This is a genomic window from Campylobacter curvus, from assembly GCF_013372125.1.
Classification (GTDB): domain Bacteria; phylum Campylobacterota; class Campylobacteria; order Campylobacterales; family Campylobacteraceae; genus Campylobacter_A; species Campylobacter_A curvus.
Map to the genome: position 1 here is coordinate 506,068 of NZ_CP053826.1, position 19,205 is coordinate 525,272.

Consider the following 19,205-nt stretch of genomic DNA (forward strand, 5'->3'; position numbering starts at 1 on the left):
ATGCAAGAAGACAACGTACAAAATTTTGAAGATAAGCTGAAAATGGCGGATAAAATTTTAGAAGATCTTGGCAAAGAGGAGCTAAATTTAGAGCAAAGTCTAAAGCTTTTCAAGGAAGGCAGAGAGCTTTTAAAGGAGGCTAGAGCGATCCTGGAAAAGGCCGAGCTTAGCATCGAGGAGGCGGGCGATGAGTAAAATTTGCGCGCTTCAGCTACCGACCTTGCCGCTTAGCGATGCGAGGATCGATTATTATCTTAAAATTTGCGCCGATGAGGGCGCAAAGCTCATGGTACTTGGCGAATACGTGCTAAACAGCTTCTTTAAAGAGCTTCTTACGATGCCAAAGAGCCTCATAAAAGAGCAAAGCGAGCGCAAAAAGGCCTCTTTGTCAAATTTAGCCAAAAAATACGATCTCACTATCGTAGCTCCCATCGTAAATTTGCGTGGCGGCGAGCTTTTTAAAAGCTTGGCGAAATTTAGCCCCAATCAGACTAAAATTTACGATCAGCAGGTATTGATGCCTTACGCGCACTGGAACGAGATGAAATTTTTCGCCAACGACGCCGGTGGCTCGCTAAATTTACCCGTTTTCATGCACGAAAAGATCAGAGTCGGCGTGATGTTTGGCTTTGAGGCGCATTTTGACGCGTGCTGGGCGTATATGATGTCTAAAAAGGTGGACGTCGTGCTGGTGCCGTCTGCATGCACGTTTTTTAGCCAGGCGCGCTGGGAGGAGCTTTTAAAGACTAGAGCCTTTACGAACAATGTCTATGTCCTGCGCGTGAACCGCGTCGGCAAGCATCACTCAAACGACGAGCAGTGGGACTTTTACGGCGATTCGATGCTGATCGATCCCTTTGGCGAGGTCAAGACAAGGCTTGGCAAAAATGAGGAGATGATGATCGCAGACGTCGATAAAAAGCGCATAAGCGCGGCGAACTCACTTTGGGAATTTAGAAAAATAGCCGCCAAGATCGGTGAAAATTTATGAAAATGCGTTGCGAGTGGTGCGAGAAAGACGATCTTTACAGAGCCTATCACGACAACGAGTGGGGCGAAGTAGTAAAAGACGACAGGGTCTTGTTCGAGCATATCGTGCTTGAGAGCATGCAAGCTGGCATCAGCTGGCATGTGGTGCTAAAAAAGCGCGAGGCGATGAGAGCGGCGTTTGACGGATTTGACGCAAATATCATCAAGGATTACGGCGATGCGGAAATAAAGCGCTTCTTAGCCGACGAACGACTCATAAGAAATCGCTTGAAGCTTAGCTCGCTTAGCCATAATGCAAGGGCGTTTTTAGCAGTGCAAAAAGAGTTTGGCAGCTTTTACGCCTACATCTGGAGCTTTACAGACGGCAAAAGGATCGTGAATTCTTGGAGCGATATAAAGCAAGTCCCGGCCACGACACCGTTATCTGACAAGGTGGCGAAGGATATGAAAAAACGCGGGTTTAAATTTCTTGGTAGCACCAGTGTTTATGCGTTTTTACAGGCTATTGGCGTAGTGGACGATCATCTGGATTATTGTTTTAAAAAGGGAAAAGATGAAAAAAGAGGAAATTTCTAGCTACATCAGCGATAAATTTGGCGTTAAGGCTCAAAGAGTGTTTGACAAATATCCTGAATTTGCCGTATTTCGCCACACTAAAAATTTAAAGTGGTTCGCGCTACTTATGAACGTGGAGGCTAAAAAGCTGGGCTTTGATGCAAGCGGTGAGCTTGAAATTTTAAATGTGAAATGTAGTCCCGATCTAGCGATGCTTTTAAGAGATGACGAGCGGATCTTGCAAGCTTATCATATGAACAAAAAGCACTGGATAAGCGTAAATTTAAGTAGCGGCATCGACAAGAAGCAGGTCTTTGATCTGATCGATACGAGCTTTGAGCTAACTAGCGACAAACGGGCAAAAAAGAGTCAAAAATCCAAGTAAATTTGGGAGTGGATATGAAAAAAGTGCATTTTATCGGTATCGGCGGTATCGGCATCTCTGCGATCGCGAGGTTTTTGTTTGAAAAAGGCCACAAGATAAGCGGCAGCGACATCAAAGAGAGCAAAATCACACAGGAGCTAAAAGAGCAGGGCATGGACGTCATCACGCCTCACTGCAAAGAAGCCATAAAAGATCAAGATTTCGTCGTTTATTCGGCTGCGATCAAGGACGATAACGTCGAGCTCGTAGAGGCTAGGAAAAAGGGCATAAAATGCTTTTCAAGAAAGGAAATTTTGCCATACGTGCTTGAAGACAAGCGCGTATTTGCCGTAGCCGGAGCGCATGGCAAGAGCACCACGAGCGCGATGCTAAGCAGTCTCATCGAAGGCTCGGTGATAATCGGCGCCATCTCAAAGCAGTTTGGCTCGAATATGCGCTACGCACAAAGCGACAATGTCGTCTTTGAGGCCGACGAGAGCGACTCTAGCTTTTTAAACTCAAACCCTTATCTAGCCGTCGTGACAAACGCCGAGCCCGAGCACATGGAGCATTATGACTATGATCTGGCTAAATTTTACGCAGCTTACAAGGGCTTTTTAGAGCGAGCTAAAGTGCGCGTGATAAACGCCGAGGACGAGTTTTTGAGCACTTTAAAGCTTGATGCGATACGCCTTTTCCCAAGCAGCGATATCACTGAGCTTGCGATGGTCGTGCGCGATTATCAGCCATACACTAGCTTCAACCTCAAAAATTTAGGCAAATTCGAGGTCTTTGGCATGGGTCAGCACATCGCTATCGATGCCTCGCTCGCGATCCTGGCGGCACTTCACGAGACGCCGTTAAAGGATATCAGAGAGAATTTACTAAATTTCAAAGGGATAAAAAAGCGCTTTGATATCCTAGGTGCGGATAAAAATTTCATTTTGATAGATGACTACGCGCACCATCCTACCGAGATAAGAGCGACGCTAAATTCAGTCTTTGAATACGCAAAGCTACTTGGTATCTCAAACGTGACGGCTATCTTTCAACCTCACCGCTACACTCGCTTGAGCACGAATTTAGAGGGCTTTAAAGAGTGCTTTAAAGGAGTGGACGAGCTAGTGATCCTGCCAGTTTATGCGGCCGGCGAGAAGCCGATAGAGGTCGATATGAAGGGCGCATTTAGTGAGTACAGCCCGATCTTTACCGATAAGGTCGAGCGTGTGGGCGAAGCGATAGAATTTACCGACGAATTTGGCGTGAAAAATCGCTTGAGTGACGGCATCGTGGTCGGCTTTGGCGCTGGCGATATCAGCGTGCAGCTACGTGGAGGTTATTAGTGAGCGAGGATGTTTTTGGAAATAAATTTGACGAGATGAGCGGCGATCTCGTGGAAGCCGTGGAGGAAAATTTCCAAGAGGGCAGCGAGATGAGCGAAAGCTTTGAGGCGGATAAAATTTCAGAGCAAAGCGGCGAAAACGAGGAACTAAACCCTAAAAACAGCGCATTAGAGCAAGACTCAGCTATGCAAGATCGAGCCAAGATCTTAGCGGATTTTAGCCCTGAAAATGAAAATAAAATTTTAGCCGTCATCAAAAACGAGAGCTTGAGCGAGAGCGAAATTTCATCGCTCGTAAATTTAGGTAAAAAAGATATCACGATAGCGCTGGCAAGATCACAAAAGCTAAACGCTGCCGAGATCGAAGCGCTCTTGCCAAATGCGCCATACATGGCGGTAAAGATGCTCATAGAGCATCAAGACATAGCTGCCGTGAGGGATAAAATTTTAGCCAAAATAAGCGCTAGAGGCGAGCTTTATAAAGAGATGATAGCTGATTATAAAGGCGGAAAATGGTAAGAAACATCGTATTTTTGCTCGGGGTTTTTATATTTTTGAGCGCCATTTGGGCGATAAAGGACGAAAAGATCAGTAAAAAGATAAAGGCTGCGGTGACTATCGTTTTGCTCTGCGGGCTAGCGCTTGCATATCTTTACGAGACGCACATCGACAAGAACGAGAGCAAAATTTCGCAGCTCTTGCTTGAATTCAAGCAAGGCAAGAGCTTGAAATGTGGCGAATACAACGTAACTAGCGATAAATTCAACTACGAATTCGGCACCGCTTGCTTTGTCGCAAAGCGTGACGCACAGGAATTTTCAGGCGTCATAGTGCCGATAAGCTCTTGCGAGTAGGCCATGCAAGAGATAGAAGAGATATTTTCGCGTCTTGATCTGGGCGAGTATCTGCAGCGTTTTAGCGCCCTTTTAGCGCGCGAGAAGCCCTTGTTCATGCAAGGCGACAGTAAGATACATTTTGAAAATATAACCGAGCTTGCAAAGTATCAGTTCGACGCACCTCAAAGCGCGCAAAATTTAGACGACGCTCTTATGCGCCTTAGCAAGCAAGCCGTGCTTCACATCAGCGAAATTTACGAATTTTCAAAGATCATACGCTATTTTTTCTATCTTAGAGGGCTGAAATTTGAGGGGCGTCTTGGCGAGTGGATAGCTAGGATCGAAACTCCGCCCGCGATGGAGCAGATGGCAAACAGCTTTGATAAAGACGGGAATTTCAAAGACAGCGTCGATGAGCGCCTTGGCTCGATAAGGCAGGCCTTTGAAGCTAAAAAATCCCAAATAGACGCCGAGCTAAAAAGGCTCGTTTACTCAAAACACATCGCGCCTTATCTCGTAGATACGCAGGTGCATTATATCAGCGCGCAGGAGGCCCTGCTCGTTAGAGGTGGCTTTAACCACGCACTAAAAGGAACTGTCATCGCACGAAGCTCGGGCGGATATTTTTACGTCGCGCCCGCAAACATCGAGCGGCTGAAAAGGGAGCAAAGCGAGCTGCTTGATAGGCGCGAGGAGATAATTTTTGAACATTGCAAGAGACTAAGCTCGCAGATGAGCAAGGCGCTGGCGTTTTTGAAATTTATAAATGGAGCATTTGATACCTTTGACGCCTATCAAGCACGCGTGAATTTAGCCCGTGCGCATGACTTTGAGTTTGTATTACCAAACGGCTCGAATAAAATAATCCTCTCAAATTTCGCTCACCCCGCACTTAAAAATCCAAAAAGCGTGAGCGTGGATTTTAGCAAGAAGGTGCTTTTGATCACGGGCGTGAATGCAGGCGGAAAGTCGATGCTGCTAAAGTCTATCATCTCGGCCGCACTGCTTGCAAAATACCTCTTGCCTATGCGTATAAACGCGGCAAATTCCAGCATCGGCTCGTTTAAAGAGTTTGACGCTATCATCGAAGATCCGCAAAATGTCAAAGACGATATCTCGACGTTTGCGGGTAGAATGCTGCATTTTTCAAAGCTTTTTAACAAGCGTTCGCTCATCATCGGTATCGACGAGATCGAGCTCGGGACTGATTTTGAAGAGGCGGCGAGCCTTTATGGCGTCATCATCGAAAAGCTCATCGCCCAAGATATAAAAATGATCATCACGACTCACCACAAGCGCCTTGCGATGTTGCTTGCCAAAAACCCGGAGGTCGAGCTCGTAGCGGCACTTTATGACGAGGTGGCGGAGTGTCCGAAATTTGAGTTTTTAAAGGGCACGATCGGCAAGTCTTATGCCTTTGAGACGGCGGCTCGCTACGGCATACCGCTAAATTTAGTCGCCCAGGCCAAGCGCATATATGGCGAAGATAAAGAAAATTTAAACGAGGTCATCACAAAGACGCTGAATCTACAGACCGCACTTGATGAAAAGCTAAAAGATACGCAGGCTAAGGAGCTGAGACTTGAGCGCATGCTCGAAGAGCAAAAGGACATAAAAGAGCAAAACGAGACAAAGATCGCCGCTATCATCTCGCGGCTTGAGAGGGAGTATTTCGAGGCGATAAAACAGGCAAAATCGGTCATAAATTTAAAAGACACGAAGGATAAGCAGCGTGCGCTAAATTTAGCCAACGATAAAAAGCAGGCCATCGCTAAGCCAGAGCCCGCAAAGCCTGAGGAGCTGAAAATAGGCAATCACGTGAAATATGAAAAGATAAAAGGCGTGGTGCTAAATATCTCTAAAAACGATGCGACGATAGAGGCCGAGGGTATAAAGCTTCGCGTGCCTATCGCGCTTTTAAAGAAGAGTGGGAATTTCATCGCTCCTAAAAAAGGCGGCGTGAATTTAAGCGTGCAAAAGCCAAAAACCGCCAGCGTGGTGCTGGATCTGCACGGGCTTAGAGCCGATGAAGCGATAGCAAAGCTCGATAAATTTATAAGCGACAGCCTAGTCATGGGCTTTGATGAGGTCACTGTCTATCACGGCATAGGCACGGGCAAGCTAGCTTACGCGGTCAAAAATTTCTTAAAAGAGCATCCAAGCGTTAAAAATTTCTTTGACGCTCCGCCAAATCAAGGCGGCTTTGGTGCGAAAATAGTGCAGTTTTAGGCTAAATTTAAGAATAAAAGATAAATTTTACTTAAGAAATGCTAAAATCATCAGCATACAATGGAGGGGGCTAGATCATGTCAAACGACGATAAGCAGCAAAAACGCTTGAGTATCATACGCGCAGTGGCGTTTGTAGTGGTACTTTTGGTGACGTTTTTCTTGGCTGAAATTTCTTTTGCGTTTTATTACAAATACTCTAACGCCGTCTCGAAAGACAGCTACACTATCCGCAAAAAGACCGACTATATAGTGCATCAATACGTAAACTACTTAGAAGACGTGAGCCATTACGACATCGATAGCTTTCAAAACTACATAAACAATAACGCCGTAGGAGACGTCGTGCTGTTAAAAGATAACGGTAAGAACGGCTTTGACATCGTCGCCTCCTCGGATCAAAAAAACCGCATAGGCACGGACTTTGAGGACAAAGAGTGCGGCAATATCTATAATCACGATTTTCAAAAGGATTATTTCACGGCTAAAATTTTGCCTGAAAACAGCGCTCTTGTTTGTATGTTCACGGCTAGCGGAGAGTATATCGTAGGCTTTAAAGCTACGATAAATCAAAAAATAAGCGGCACGGACGATGAATATTTTTCGCAATGGGCGGTCAAAAATTTGCTCCTTACGTTTATCTTGAGCTTTGCCGGAGCGCTCGCGGGCCTATTCACATGTATTTTGTTCGTGCTTAGGTATCTAAATTTAAAGCATGATTATCTGCACGTCAAAGAGGCCAGTCGCAAAAAGATACAAGAGCTCGGCGATAAGCTTTATATCGATCCGATGACAGGGCTTTTAAACAAAGCCGCCTTGCTAAGAGACATACAAAATTTCAAATCTCCTAAAGTCGTCTTGATAGATATCGATGATTTTGGCAAGATGAACGATTTTTACGGTAAATTAATATGCGATAAAATTTTAGTGCAGATGGCGCAGCTACTAAGCGAATTTGCAAAGAGCGAAAACATGATAGCTTACTGCGTCGAGGCCGATCAGTTCGCGCTTGTCGAGGACGGGGAGTTTTTCATCGATAGATATGAGGACCTGGCTGACGAGCTGCTTAGTAAATTTAAAGGCCGCATGATAAGCGTCACCGATGAAAATGGCGCCGTGGTCGATGATATCGAGATACATAGCACCATAGGCTTCGCGCTTGATAAGGAGCAGACGCTAAGAAAGGCCGCCATAGCGCTAAAATCAGCCAAGACGCTGAATAAAGACTATGTTTGCTATTTTAAGGGGCTAAATCAAAAAGAGGAGTACGAAGATCAGATCGAACGCTCCAAACTCATACAAAATGCGACCATAAACGGCAACATCGTGCCTTATTATCAGCCGATATTCGATAGAGACGGTAACATCGCAAAATACGAGTGCCTGATACGCATCCTAGACAGGGGCGAGGTCGTCTCTCCGCATGTGTTTTTGGGTATCTCAAAACGCATCAAGCGCTACGCCGAGCTTGAAAAACTGCTTATCAAAAAGAGCTTCGAGCAGTTAAGTCAAAACGAGAACCTCGTTTTATCGATAAATTTGAGTGGCCGGGATATGACTGACGGCGATGTGAGCGCGCTTGTCATAAATTTATTAAATAAGCACAAGGTCGCTGACAGGGCCGTTTTTGAGATCGTCGAGGACGAGGACGTCGAAAACGTCGAGCGCGTGAGTATGTTTATAGACAAGGTCAAAAATATGGGCGCAAAGATCGCGATCGATGATTTTGGCTCGGGGTATTCGAATTTCTCATATATCCTCAAGCTAAAACCGGACTACGTCAAGATCGACGGTTCCATAATCAAAGACATCGATATAAACAAAGACTCCTACGCCATCGCGCGCGCGATAGTGGCATTTGCCAGAGACCTTGGCATAAAAACCATCGCCGAATACGTCCACTCAAAGGAAATTTTAAATATCTGTAAAGAGATAGGCGTAGATGAATTTCAGGGATTTTACCTTGGTGCGCCCGGTGAGAAGGTGCTTTGATGGATGTCGTAGCGTTTTTTACTAAAATTTTGAAATTTCGCTCGCTCACTCCCGATGATGATGGATGTTTAAAATTTATAGCTGAATTTCTCGGCGATTTCGAAGCCCGTTTTATAGAGAAAAACGGCGTTAAAAATTTGATATTGAGTAAAAAATTTGGCGATGGAGTGCACCTTGCCTTTGCAGGACATATCGATGTCGTGCCACCGGGAGAGGGCTGGCAGAGTGAGCCGTTTACACCCTTGATGAAAGATGGCTTCATCTATGCGCGTGGCGCACAGGATATGAAAAGCGGCGTAGCGGCCTTTGTCTGCGCTTGCCGCGATGCTAAAAATTTTAACGGCAGGCTCACTCTCATTTTGACTAGCGACGAAGAGGGTGATGCGTTCTTTGGGACGTTAGAGGCGCTCAAAATTTTAAAAGAGCGCGGCGAGCTGCCACAGTTTGCAGTCGTCGCCGAGCCTACATGCACGGGAGTTTTCGGCGATACGATAAAGGTCGGCAGGCGTGGCTCTATAAACGGCAAAATTTTGATACGAGGCGTGCAAGGACACGCTGCATATCCTGAAAAATGCATAAATCCCGTGCATCAAATAGCTCCTCTTTTATCTAGGATCGCTGGTCATGACATGGACGCGGGAAGTGAGTTTTTCTCCCCCAGCAAGATCGTTATCACGGATATTCGCGGCGGCATGGAGGTCTGTAATGTCACGCCAAGCGAGCTAAGTATAATGTTTAACGTGCGAAATTCAGATATCACGAGTGCGGATGATGTGAAAAACTATCTGCAAAGCGTGCTTGCGGGGTTAAATTTTGAGCTTAGTCTAAAGCAAAGCTCAAGGTCCTTTTTGACCGATAAAAATAGCAAGATTGTGCGCGCGATGAGCGAAGCGGTGCAAAAAATAAGCGGCGTAGCACCACAGCTAAACACCAAAGGTGGCACCAGCGATGCGAGATATCTGGCTGAATTTGGCGTAAAAGTCGTAGAATTTGGCGTTATAAACGACCGAATACACGCAGTCGACGAAAGAGTCAGCGTAAAAGAGGTCGAGCGGCTTTATCTTGTATTTAAAGAGCTGATCGAAAATTTTGTATAGCGTGACTCGTAGCTTGCAAACCTCTAAATTTCAAAAATATTTAGTATAAATATCGGTTTCATTTAATCTAAAAGAATTATAATTACGCCTTGATTTCAAACTAAAGGCTTTAAACATGATGATGACTCACTACATGGAGCTTCTATCGCTCGATCAACCGTGGAATTTGATATTTTATATGGCTATCCCCGTGGGGCTGGCCGAGCTACTGGTGGCTACCGAGTTTTTCACGATGTATAACATAAACGACAAAAATAGCGCGGTAAGAAAGGTAAATAGGCTGATCGGTATAGTTTTGGGCTTTTATTTCACGGCTTTGGTAATTTATTTTATGATAAATATCTATCCTGGCATAAAATGGCGTGGAAGTGCCGATATCATCGCCGTGACTTCATATCTGCTCGGTGTTTTCCCGCTTCTTAGCATCGCGCTTTTAGAGATCGGCGTGATAGGTAAAAATTTAGCTGACAGAGCGAAGCTGAAGCTGCATTTTTGCCTGCTTATAACGTTTTTGGTGGTCGGTCACGTCGCGATGATATTTGGTATGGTAGATCCTACGATAACTGGCTGGAAGCCAAGCCAAGGCGAGATGATGCATATGGATCACGAAATGAACATGCAAATGCAAATGCCTAACATGGATCGTAGTGGCATGGATATGCCAGACCATGATGAAAACAAAACGCACGTCATGGATCATTCGGGTCACGACATGCAGGGCATGGGCGGACACGATCACTCTAAGATGAGTCATTGAGTCTTTGGAATTTGCTCTTTTATCTTGTGATAAAGCTCTAAAATTTCATCTTTTTTGATGATGAAGCTACTTTTGTTGGCGATGAGATGCGCCGAGCTTTGCATTATGGTCTCGGCTATCTTAAGGCCGTTTTGCTTCATCGTAGAGCCAGTCTCCACGACATCGACGATAGCGTCGCTGAGTCCTACTAATGGAGCTAGCTCTATCGAGCCGTAAAGCTTGATGATCTTTAAAGCAGTCGCCTTTTGCGCGAAGTAGTTTCTGGCGATATTTGGCATTTTGGTGGCTATTTTGAGCTCTGGCTGCGTATAATCAAGCTCCTCGTCGTTTTTTATACCCACGCAAACGCGACATTTGCCTATGTGCAGATCAAGTAAGCGGACCACATCAGGATGATGCTCCTCAAGCACGTCAAGTCCGACCACACCGACATCAGCCGCACCCTCGGTAACGTAAGTAGGGATGTCTTGGTTTCGCACCATCAAAAAGCGGAAATTTCCCTCCTCTAAGATCAGCTTGCGATCCTCGAATAAAAACTCGGAGCCAAAAATTTTCCTAAAAATAGCAAGCGTATCTTCGGCGATCCTACCCTTTGGCAGAGCTATGGTTATCATTTTAAAATTTCCTTTTTTTGATTGATGAGTTTTTGCATAGCGCGAAATACGAGCATCTTGTCGTATATCGCATTTTTGAAAAATTTCGACAAAAATTCCCCGTCCCCACCGGTAAAATAGACCTTTTTACTGCCAGCAAGCTTTTCTAATAGCGTGACGATAGGCTTTAGTATGCCGTAGCTTATCGCATCAACCGTTTTTTGGGGCAGGGCGTCGATATCGATTTGCGAATTTATGGGTAGTTTCAGCCTTGGCGATATACTCTCGTAGGCTTTTAACATGCTCGCGATCCCGGGCAGGATGTATCCGCCAAGATGTATGGAGTTTGACATTATATCGACCGTTATCGCGCTACCGGCATCTACGATGACTCCGTCGCTTACGGCGTAGCAGCCGGCGACTCTATCGACTCCAAGCCCCTGATATATCGTATCTAGCTCAAAATGCGGTTCCAGATCGATGAAAAGTTTATTTTTTTTTAGCTTTTTTAAAATTTCATCGTTCACGCAGATGAAATAAACCCGCTCTTTTGGCTCGTATGCGCTAAACTGCTCCACGCTCATACGCGAAATTTTGCCCTCATCTAAAAACGTCGCGTTCGTGTTGCCGATGTCACACAAAATCATAGCATCTCCAGCCGTTTTGTTTAAGCATTTCAAGCGATTTAGAGCAAATTTCAGAGTTATAAAACAGCACTCTTTTTTTGATGGCGGTTTGAAATTTTTGCTCTATTTTGGCGCAAATTTCATCGATCTCGCGGGCCTCTTTTAGAAGTAGCCTGCTTTTTGCCTCTCTTAAAAAGACTATCTCGTAAAAGCCCTTTGTATCGACGCCCAAGCAGGCACTCAGCGTTCGTCTTTTACAAAATTCGCCAAGATCGACGCTTTTTAGATCTTTTAGTAAAATTTTCCTCGCTTCAAAAAGAGGCCAGATTTTTGGGTTCATTATTCGAATTTTACGAATTCGTCGTCGTAGTAAAACGCCCCTTTACCCATAAAGCTTTTGTCCTCTATCTCGTCGTTTAGTTCGTAAATTTTAGCGTTACCAAGATCAAGATCGGTTTTTATGATGTAGCCCGTTTTTTCCACGATATAAAGCTGATCGCCAAGTGCCGCCGCATCCGAGAAAATGGCGAATTTAAAATTGACCTCGTTTTTTTGTTTTAGTCCAAGGTCGGTCTTAACGATATTGCCGTCTTTTTTGAAGATGTAAATTTCATCGTTATTTACGAGGACATTTTTGATCTCGCCGTCGTAATAGACCGTTTGCTGCGGGTTGATGACGATGAGTTTTTTGGCGGTCGCAGCTATCATGTTATCGCCTACGACGTCTAAAAATATGATGTTATTGAAAAAATTCTCCGAGCTTACGACGACGTCGCGTAAAATTCTGCCCGTATCCTTTTGCACGATGTAAATTTTACCGTCAAGCGACGGATAAATGATGAGAGAGCTCATGAAATAAGGTGCTACTACGCGCGAATCTACCGCGTAAATTTCAGAGGATTTATACTCCATCAGTGTTTTTGCCTGCACAATATCTATTAGATATATGTGGTTTGCAGCGCTGATGGCGGCCAGTAAATTCCCCTCCATCGACGCCGAGACGATCGCAGTCGGGAATTTGCCCTGATAGACGGTCGCATTGCTACCGTCGGTAACGTTTAGATCGCCGTATATGTCAGCAGAGATCAAAAATTCGCCGTTTTTGTTTAAAAGGCTGAAGTCTTGAGGCAGTTTGACGCTCGTATCAAGCCCGTCTTTTGTTATGATGTTGCCGTTATTCAGCGTCGCGGCGTTTGCATTTGCCGATTTGATATAAGATGGCAGATCTTGGGACAATTTTATCTTGCCGCTTATGGTTTCTGGTTCGAAATATTGCCTTTTCGTGCCGCATCCGCCTAAAATAAGAGCTAAGCCCAAAGTCAGTAAAAGCGTAAATTTTTTCATTATTTATTTCCCTGATAGTGTTGTAGATTTTTAACCAAAGTCATGAGCTGCGAATCTAGCGGAATCTTTGCAAATTCGGCATTTGCTTCGCTTATTTTATTTTGTTTCAGGTATTCAAACCCTTGCAAAAGCGCATCGTATGAAGCTAAGATTTGCGTGCTTTGATCGGTAGTTTGAGAGAGGATTATTTGCTTTACGAGCAGATCGACAGGTAAATTCGCAAGCTCTTTTGCGGCTTTGACGTCGCCTTTTTCAAGTGCGGTCTTAAGCTCGTAAAGCGCGTAAATGGACGGCTCGTTTTGTTTTAAAATTTCAGCCGCTTTGGTATCGTTGGCGTCCATTATCAGCTTTGAGTAGGCCTCATTTGCCGCGACAACCTTGCGGTTATCGATGATCTTGTTCGCATATAGCGCTATGAGCGCGACGATGACGATAACAAGCAAAGCTATGAGAAGCTTTTTGTTTTTATTGAAAAATCTCTCGCCCTTTATGACGCTCTCTAAAAACTGCTCTTGCGCGCCTATTTCTTTTTTGATCTCGTTTAAGTCCTCTTTGATAGCCAATGCCTAGTCCTTCTTAAAATTTTAGTTCGCAAATTGTAGCATAAATAAATTTAAAGCAGCCCAAAATTAAAGCTTGAATATGATATAATGGCTCAAAATTGATCATAAAAGGTTTTTTATGCAGATTGACGATGCGCTTCTTAGTAAGCTCGAAAAACTCTCCTCTTTAAAGATAAATGACGACAAACGCGAAGAGATCAAAAGGCAGTTAAGCGAGATCGTATCTTTTGTAGATGTTTTGAACGAGCTTGATTTAAAGGGTAGCGAGGCCGTAGTGAGCTCTATAAAGGGCGGGACTTTATTAAGAGAGGATAGTCCTATCGCGAGCGACGTGATAGATGTTATCTTAAAAAACGCTCCTTCCCAAGAAGGGCACTTTTTCTCGGTTCCTAAAATCATAGAGTAACAAATGGATCTGATACAAACGAACAATAACATAGTCCAAGCACCGCCAAGACCGACAAATACAGACATACAAACATTACTAAAAACCGTTGTTTTCAATAAAGCCAGTGACCTGCATCTTGTCGCAAGATCCGAGCCTCAAATAAGGATCGACGGTACATTGCGTCCTCTCGAGCTTGGAATTTTAAGCGGCAAAGACATAGAGACTCTGTGTTATGCACTGATAACGGACGCTCAAAAAAGCGAGCTTGAAAACAATAAAGAGCTTGACTTTGCGATAGAGCTACCAAGTATCGGACGCTTTCGCGGTAACTACTACTACACTATGAATGGCGATCTGGCGGCCGCATTTCGTATCATACCTATCGAAATTCCATCTCTTGACGAGCTGAAATCTCCTCAGATTTTTAAAGACATCATAAAGCGCGAAAAGGGGCTTATTTTAGTCACCGGACCTACCGGTAGCGGTAAATCGACTACCCTTGCAGCTATGCTAAACGAGATAAATTTAAACTATCGAAAGCATATCATAACGATAGAAGACCCGGTAGAATTCGTCCATAGCAACAAAAAAGCGCTATTTTCACACAGAAATATCGGCACTGATACGCACTCATACGCTAGAGCGCTTAAATTTTCACTGCGCGAAGACCCCGACATCATCCTGGTGGGCGAGATGAGAGATAAAGAGACGATATCTATCGCGATAACAGCGGCTGAAACCGGACACCTAGTTTTTGGAACTCTACATACGAATTCCGCTATCCAGACGATAAACAGGATAGTCGACAGCTTTGACGGCAGCGAGCAGCTTCAGGTGCGAAACATGCTCAGCGTCTCGCTAACGGCGGTCATCTCGCAAAGCCTGCTTCCAAAGACCAACGGCGGCAGGTGTGCGATACATGAAATTTTGATCAACAACATGGCCGTTGCAAATTTGATCCGTGAAAACAAGGTGCATCAGATATACTCTCAGATGCAGCTAAATCAGCAGCAAACTGGCATGTGCACGCAGACGCAGTCTTTGATAAAGGCCATAAGAGGCGGCCTTATAACCAAAGAAAATGCGTTGCGTTATTCGACCAGTCAGCAAGAGCTTTTAAATACTATGGGTGCAGGTGCTTGATATGGATTTTGTAACTTGGTTTGATATAATCGTCATCGCTTTGGTTTTGATACTAGGCATAAAAGGGATCTTAAACGGACTGATAAAAGAGGTCTTTGGGCTCATCGGTCTTATCGGCGGCCTCATAGTGGCGAGCAGGTTTTCTGATGTGGCTGAAAATTTCATAAGCTCGAATATCTATAAATTTGAAAACGCCTCGATGCTTCAGTTTGTCGGATTCATCGGGCTTTGGATAGTCTTTTGGATAGTTTGTCTTTTGATAGGCAAATTTCTATCCAAGATCATCGCTCTTAGCGGGCTTGGATTTTTAGATAGATTCGGCGGATTTTTAGCCGGAAGCGGTAAAATTTTCCTCACATTTTCAGCCGTGATCGCGGTCGTCGCCGGGACATACCTAAACAAAAACATAGAGCCTTATTTTCAGGGTAGCAAGGTCTATCCTGTGCTACTGGCCACCGGGAAATGGATAACAAATATCGATGTGAAAAGCCTTAAAAATGATATCGACGATATGATGGTGCGGCCAAGCGAGTCGAACAAGACCGACGCTTTTATAACTATGGATGCGAATACTACAACAAATACTGATACAAACGTCACAAAAGGAGAGATGAGATGATAGAAAATTTAGAATACGACGCGTTGCTCGAGAAATTCAAAAAGGTGCTTCGCGACAATGGCCTAAAATACACTAAACAGCGCGAAATTTTGCTCAAAACGCTCTACAATAACGGCGAGCATTTTACGCCTGAAAAGCTATATCTTTTCATAAAAGAGACATATCCTGAGCTAAATATCGGTATCGCAACCGTTTATCGCACTCTAAATTTACTCGAAGAATCCGAGATGGTGACCTCTATCAGTTTTGGCTCGCAGGGCAAAAAATTCGAGCTTGCAACAAAGCCGCACCACGATCATATGATTTGTAGGAAATGCGGTCTCATCATAGAATTTGAAGATCCTATGATAGAAAAACGTCAAATAAGCATCGCAAAAGAGCATGGATTTAAGCTTACTGGACACATGATGCAGCTTTATGGTATATGCGAAGAGTGCAGTAAAAACAACATAAAGGGCAAGTGAAGTGATATTTGACAACCAACTAGAAATCCAAAGGCTTGAAACAGCTGAAAATTTAAGAAAAATGGGCGTAAATCCATACCCGCACTTTCTAAGACGCGATATGGATATAGCAAAATTTAGGCTCAAATTCGCTCACATCATAAATACCGAAGACAAAAAAGCCGAGGGGCAGTATGTGAGTCTCGCCGGTCGTATAAAGCTCATCAGAGACGCCGGCAAAGCGATATTTGCAAATATCGAGGACGAAAACGGAAATTTACAAATTTATTTTAGCAACAAGACGCTTGATCCGGAATGGTTTAAGGTCGTAAAGAAAAACATCGAGGTCGGCGACATCATCTATGTGCGCGGCTATGCTTTCGTCACGAGGACGGGCGAGTTTTCGATGCACGTTAGCGAGCTAAATTTAGCCTCCAAAGCGATCTCGCCTTTGCCTGAGAAATTTCACGGGCTCGTGGATATCGAGACTCGCTACCGACAAAGATACCTAGACCTTATCATGAACCCCGAGGTTAGAAGCGACTTTAAAAAGCGCTCCATCATCATCAGCACCATACGCCGATTTATCGAAGAGAAGGGCTTTTTAGAGGTCGAGACGCCGATGATGCACCCGATCGCCGGCGGTGCGAACGCTAAGCCGTTTGTCACCTTTCACAACGCACTTGGTGTCAATAGATACCTTCGTATCGCGCCCGAACTTTATCTAAAACGCCTCATCGTGGGCGGTTTTGAAGCCGTTTATGACATGAATAGAAATTTTAGAAACGAGGGTATGGATCTAACGCACAATCCCGAATTTACAAGCATAGAATTTTACTGGGCGTATCACACATATCACGATCTAATGGGGCTAACAGAGGAGCTATTTAATGTGCTCATCGATAAGCTTGATCTGCCAAAGATCATTGAATTTGACGGTATGCAGGTTGATTTTAGTAAGCCGTTTGCGAGGCTAAACTACAAAAAAGCACTCGTCGAGGTGGGCGGACTAGATCCGCAGATCATCGAGGATAAAGATAAAATTTTAGCCAAGCTTAAAGCGGACGGCTTTGAAGCGAATGCAAAGCTCGATCTTGGGCATTTGCAAGCCGAGCTTTTTGATAACTATGTCGAAGAAAAGCTCATAGATCCGACCTTCATCATCGACTATCCGATCTCGATCAGCCCGCTTTCAAGAAGGAGCGACAAAAACCCTGAAATAGCCGAGAGATTTGAGCTGTTTATCGCCGGACGCGAGCTGGCAAACGGCTTTAACGAGTTAAACGACCCAGTTGATCAGTATAACCGCTTTGCCGCGCAGATCGAGGCTAAAAATGCAGGTGATGATGAAGCGCACGAGATGGACGAGGACTACGTCAGAGCCCTTGGATACGCGATGCCACCGACTGCGGGCGAGGGTATCGGCATAGACCGCCTCGTGATGCTACTAACAAATAAAAAATCTATCCGCGACGTGGTGCTTTTCCCTGCGATGCGCCCGCTAAAAAGTGAAATAAAGGAGAATGAAAAATGAGTTTGCAAAGCTACGATAAAGAAATTTTTGATCTGGTAAATTTAGAGCTAAAACGCCAGTGCGATCACCTAGAAATGATAGCGAGTGAAAATTTTACCTACCCCGAGGTCATGGAGGTCATGGGCTCGATCCTCACAAACAAATACGCCGAAGGCTATCCGGGCAAACGCTACTATGGCGGTTGCGAATACGTCGATGGCATCGAGCAGCTAGCGATTGATAGGTGCAAGCAGCTTTTTGGCTGCGAATTTGCAAACGTGCAGCCAAATTCGGGCTCACAGGCGAATCAAGGCGTTTATGGTGCGCTACTAAATCCTGGCGATAAAATTTTAGGCATGGATCTAAGCCACGGCGGACACCTCACGCATGGTGCGAAGGTCAGCAGCTCGGGTAAAATTTACGAGAGCTTTTTTTATGGCGTGGAGCTTGACGGACGCATAAACTACGAGCGCGTCCTAGACATCGCAAAGATCGTGAAGCCAAAGATGATCGTCTGCGGTGCGAGCGCATACACACGCGAGATAGAATTTGATAAATTTAGAGCCATCGCCGATGAGGTCGGAGCTTTGCTCTTTGCGGACGTGGCGCACATCGCGGGGCTTGTAGTGGCGGGTGAGCATCAAAATCCTTTCCCTCACTGCGACGTGGTGAGCTCGACTACGCATAAAACGCTTCGCGGACCGCGCGGAGGCATAATCATGACAAATAACGAAGAATACGCTAAAAAGATAAACGCTTCGATATTTCCGGGTATCCAAGGCGGACCGCTCGTGCATGTCATCGCTGCAAAGGCGGTGGGCTTTAAGCACAATCTAAGCCCGGAGTGGAAAATTTACGCAAAGCAGGTCAAGGCAAACGCCAAAAAGTTGGGCGAAATTTTGATCTCTCGTGGGTTTGATCTAGTTAGCGGCGGCACTGATAATCACCTCATTTTGATGAGCTTTTTAAATAGAGAATTTAGCGGAAAAGACGCTGACATCGCACTTGGCAACGCCGGCATCACGGTAAATAAAAACACCGTCCCGGGCGAGAAGCGAAGTCCGTTCGTGACAAGCGGTATCCGCGTAGGCAGTCCCGCACTAACGGCTCGTGGTATGAAAGAAGCGGAATTTGAGATCATCGCAAACAAGATAGCCGACGTGCTAAGCGACATCAACAACGCCGAGCTTCAAAAGAAGATAAAAGCCGAGCTAAAGGAGCTTGCGCATAAATTTATCATTTATGATAGAGCGACTTTTTGATGCAAAGCATAGATACTGCGCTCATAAAGATAAACACCAGCCACTACTGGATCAAGCGTGACAATATCGTCAGCAAGATCGAGTATAAGGGCAAGACATTTTTCAATAAATTTGAAAGGATCGACGAACCGCTAAATTATAGCGTCATCAAGGAGCATGAGGAGGGCAAGATCACGGTCGCGCACTCACTCATCTTGCCCGGCGACAAGGTCGAAAATATCGTTTTTGACTATAATGGCAGGACGCCGGAGAGGTTTTGGCATAGGGCACAGCTTTTGCTTAGAGAAGAGGGGTATATAAATTTTACGGCGTATGAGAGCAAGACGTCCGGGCATTTGCATCTTTATATCCACAAAGGGCATACGACGCTAAACGAGGCCTATCAGCTGGCAAACATGCTAAGTATGAAGCTCTCTCAGCGTCTAGCCAAAGAGTGGAGGATGTTTCCTACGATGGATATGCCTAAGGAATTTAATATCCTAACCCTGCCATATAAGCTTTACCAAAAGGAGCGTGGCGCTAGTTGGTCAAAATATATGTAAGGAGCGAA

23 protein-coding genes are annotated in these 19,205 nt (G+C 44.9%); 18 read left to right on the forward strand and 5 right to left on the reverse strand.

The features are described from left to right. From xseB to CCVT_RS02460, 11 genes are all read left to right on the forward strand, one after another. A complete protein-coding gene (gene xseB, locus CCVT_RS02410) occupies positions 1–195 on the forward strand; it encodes an exodeoxyribonuclease VII small subunit (protein WP_018136907.1) in 195 nt (64 codons plus the stop codon). Then, a complete protein-coding gene (locus tag CCVT_RS02415) occupies positions 188–991 on the forward strand; it encodes a carbon-nitrogen hydrolase family protein (RefSeq protein WP_018136906.1) in 804 nt (267 codons plus the stop codon). Before xseB ends, CCVT_RS02415 begins: the two co-directional genes overlap by 8 nt. Continuing rightward, positions 988–1,566, forward strand: a complete 579-nt coding sequence (locus tag CCVT_RS02420; RefSeq protein WP_018136905.1) for a DNA-3-methyladenine glycosylase I — start codon at positions 988–990, stop codon at positions 1,564–1,566. Before CCVT_RS02415 ends, CCVT_RS02420 begins: the two co-directional genes overlap by 4 nt. Beyond that, the gene (locus tag CCVT_RS02425) at positions 1,544–1,930 is read left to right on the forward strand and encodes an MmcQ/YjbR family DNA-binding protein (RefSeq protein ID WP_018136904.1); all 387 of its coding nucleotides are present in this window, start codon (positions 1,544–1,546) and stop codon (positions 1,928–1,930) included. The genes CCVT_RS02420 and CCVT_RS02425 overlap by 23 nt, the downstream gene beginning before the upstream one ends. Before the next feature lie 14 nt (positions 1,931–1,944). Continuing rightward, a complete protein-coding gene (gene murC, locus CCVT_RS02430; RefSeq protein ID WP_018136903.1) occupies positions 1,945–3,252 on the forward strand; it encodes a UDP-N-acetylmuramate--L-alanine ligase in 1,308 nt (435 codons plus the stop codon). Then, positions 3,252–3,770 (forward strand): hypothetical protein, encoded by a 519-nt coding sequence (locus CCVT_RS02435; RefSeq protein ID WP_018136902.1) that lies wholly within the window; start codon positions 3,252–3,254, stop codon positions 3,768–3,770. The genes murC and CCVT_RS02435 overlap by 1 nt, the downstream gene beginning before the upstream one ends. Next, a complete protein-coding gene (locus CCVT_RS02440; protein ID WP_018136901.1) occupies positions 3,764–4,105 on the forward strand; it encodes a hypothetical protein in 342 nt (113 codons plus the stop codon). The genes CCVT_RS02435 and CCVT_RS02440 overlap by 7 nt, the downstream gene beginning before the upstream one ends. Before the next feature lie 3 nt (positions 4,106–4,108). Further along, a complete protein-coding gene (locus CCVT_RS02445; RefSeq protein ID WP_018136900.1) occupies positions 4,109–6,316 on the forward strand; it encodes an endonuclease MutS2 in 2,208 nt (735 codons plus the stop codon). A 77-nt stretch (positions 6,317–6,393) separates the two neighbouring features. Further along, on the forward strand, positions 6,394–8,307 hold the full coding sequence (locus tag CCVT_RS02450) for an EAL domain-containing protein (RefSeq protein ID WP_018136899.1): 1,914 nt from the start codon (positions 6,394–6,396) through the stop codon (positions 8,305–8,307). After that, entirely contained in the window at positions 8,307–9,404 is a 1,098-nt protein-coding gene (gene dapE, locus CCVT_RS02455) for a succinyl-diaminopimelate desuccinylase (protein WP_018136898.1), read from the forward strand. The genes CCVT_RS02450 and dapE overlap by 1 nt, the downstream gene beginning before the upstream one ends. A 115-nt stretch (positions 9,405–9,519) precedes the next feature. Further along, positions 9,520–10,161 carry a DUF6803 family protein gene (locus CCVT_RS02460; RefSeq protein ID WP_018136897.1) on the forward strand — a complete coding sequence of 214 codons (642 nt, stop codon included), beginning with the start codon at positions 9,520–9,522 and terminating at the stop codon, positions 10,159–10,161. Here CCVT_RS02460 and hisG read toward each other — a convergent pair. Genes hisG through CCVT_RS02485 form a run of 5 tightly spaced genes read right to left on the reverse strand, consistent with a single transcriptional unit; the run spans position 10,155 to position 13,287 of the window. Next, positions 10,155–10,775 (reverse strand): ATP phosphoribosyltransferase, encoded by a 621-nt coding sequence (hisG, locus tag CCVT_RS02465; RefSeq protein ID WP_011991971.1) that lies wholly within the window; start codon positions 10,773–10,775, stop codon positions 10,155–10,157. The genes CCVT_RS02460 and hisG overlap by 7 nt on opposite strands. Continuing rightward, the gene (locus CCVT_RS02470) at positions 10,772–11,401 is read right to left on the reverse strand and encodes a type III pantothenate kinase (protein WP_018136896.1); all 630 of its coding nucleotides are present in this window, start codon (positions 11,399–11,401) and stop codon (positions 10,772–10,774) included. Before CCVT_RS02470 ends, hisG begins: the two co-directional genes overlap by 4 nt. Beyond that, positions 11,388–11,720, reverse strand: coding sequence for a hypothetical protein (locus CCVT_RS02475; RefSeq protein WP_009650179.1), 333 nt, complete (start codon positions 11,718–11,720; stop codon positions 11,388–11,390). The genes CCVT_RS02470 and CCVT_RS02475 overlap by 14 nt, the downstream gene beginning before the upstream one ends. After that, a complete protein-coding gene (locus tag CCVT_RS02480; RefSeq protein WP_018136895.1) occupies positions 11,720–12,724 on the reverse strand; it encodes an L-seryl-tRNA selenium transferase in 1,005 nt (334 codons plus the stop codon). The genes CCVT_RS02475 and CCVT_RS02480 overlap by 1 nt, the downstream gene beginning before the upstream one ends. Beyond that, positions 12,724–13,287 carry a hypothetical protein gene (locus tag CCVT_RS02485; protein ID WP_018136894.1) on the reverse strand — a complete coding sequence of 188 codons (564 nt, stop codon included), beginning with the start codon at positions 13,285–13,287 and terminating at the stop codon, positions 12,724–12,726. Before CCVT_RS02485 ends, CCVT_RS02480 begins: the two co-directional genes overlap by 1 nt. Before the next feature lie 118 nt (positions 13,288–13,405). On the opposite strand from CCVT_RS02485, the gene gatC reads away from it, so the two are divergent. The 7 genes from gatC to CCVT_RS02520 are packed head-to-tail and all read left to right on the forward strand — an operon-like array spanning position 13,406 to position 19,197. Beyond that, entirely contained in the window at positions 13,406–13,693 is a 288-nt protein-coding gene (gene gatC, locus CCVT_RS02490; RefSeq protein WP_018136893.1) for an Asp-tRNA(Asn)/Glu-tRNA(Gln) amidotransferase subunit GatC, read from the forward strand. Between the two features lie 3 nt (positions 13,694–13,696). Continuing rightward, positions 13,697–14,818: a type IV pilus twitching motility protein PilT gene (locus tag CCVT_RS02495; RefSeq protein ID WP_011991975.1), complete on the forward strand. Its 1,122-nt coding sequence runs from the start codon at positions 13,697–13,699 to the stop codon at positions 14,816–14,818. 1 nt (position 14,819) lies between these two features. Beyond that, positions 14,820–15,437, forward strand: coding sequence for a CvpA family protein (locus CCVT_RS02500; protein ID WP_018136892.1), 618 nt, complete (start codon positions 14,820–14,822; stop codon positions 15,435–15,437). Further along, a complete protein-coding gene (locus CCVT_RS02505; protein ID WP_009650275.1) occupies positions 15,434–15,901 on the forward strand; it encodes a Fur family transcriptional regulator in 468 nt (155 codons plus the stop codon). The genes CCVT_RS02500 and CCVT_RS02505 overlap by 4 nt, the downstream gene beginning before the upstream one ends. A 4-nt stretch (positions 15,902–15,905) precedes the next feature. Next, a complete protein-coding gene (gene lysS / locus CCVT_RS02510) occupies positions 15,906–17,414 on the forward strand; it encodes a lysine--tRNA ligase (protein WP_026175513.1) in 1,509 nt (502 codons plus the stop codon). Beyond that, a complete protein-coding gene (locus CCVT_RS02515) occupies positions 17,411–18,655 on the forward strand; it encodes a serine hydroxymethyltransferase (protein WP_018136890.1) in 1,245 nt (414 codons plus the stop codon). Before lysS ends, CCVT_RS02515 begins: the two co-directional genes overlap by 4 nt. Further along, positions 18,655–19,197 (forward strand): DUF1882 domain-containing protein, encoded by a 543-nt coding sequence (locus CCVT_RS02520; RefSeq protein WP_009650298.1) that lies wholly within the window; start codon positions 18,655–18,657, stop codon positions 19,195–19,197. The genes CCVT_RS02515 and CCVT_RS02520 overlap by 1 nt, the downstream gene beginning before the upstream one ends. Positions 19,198–19,205 lie beyond the last annotated feature (8 nt).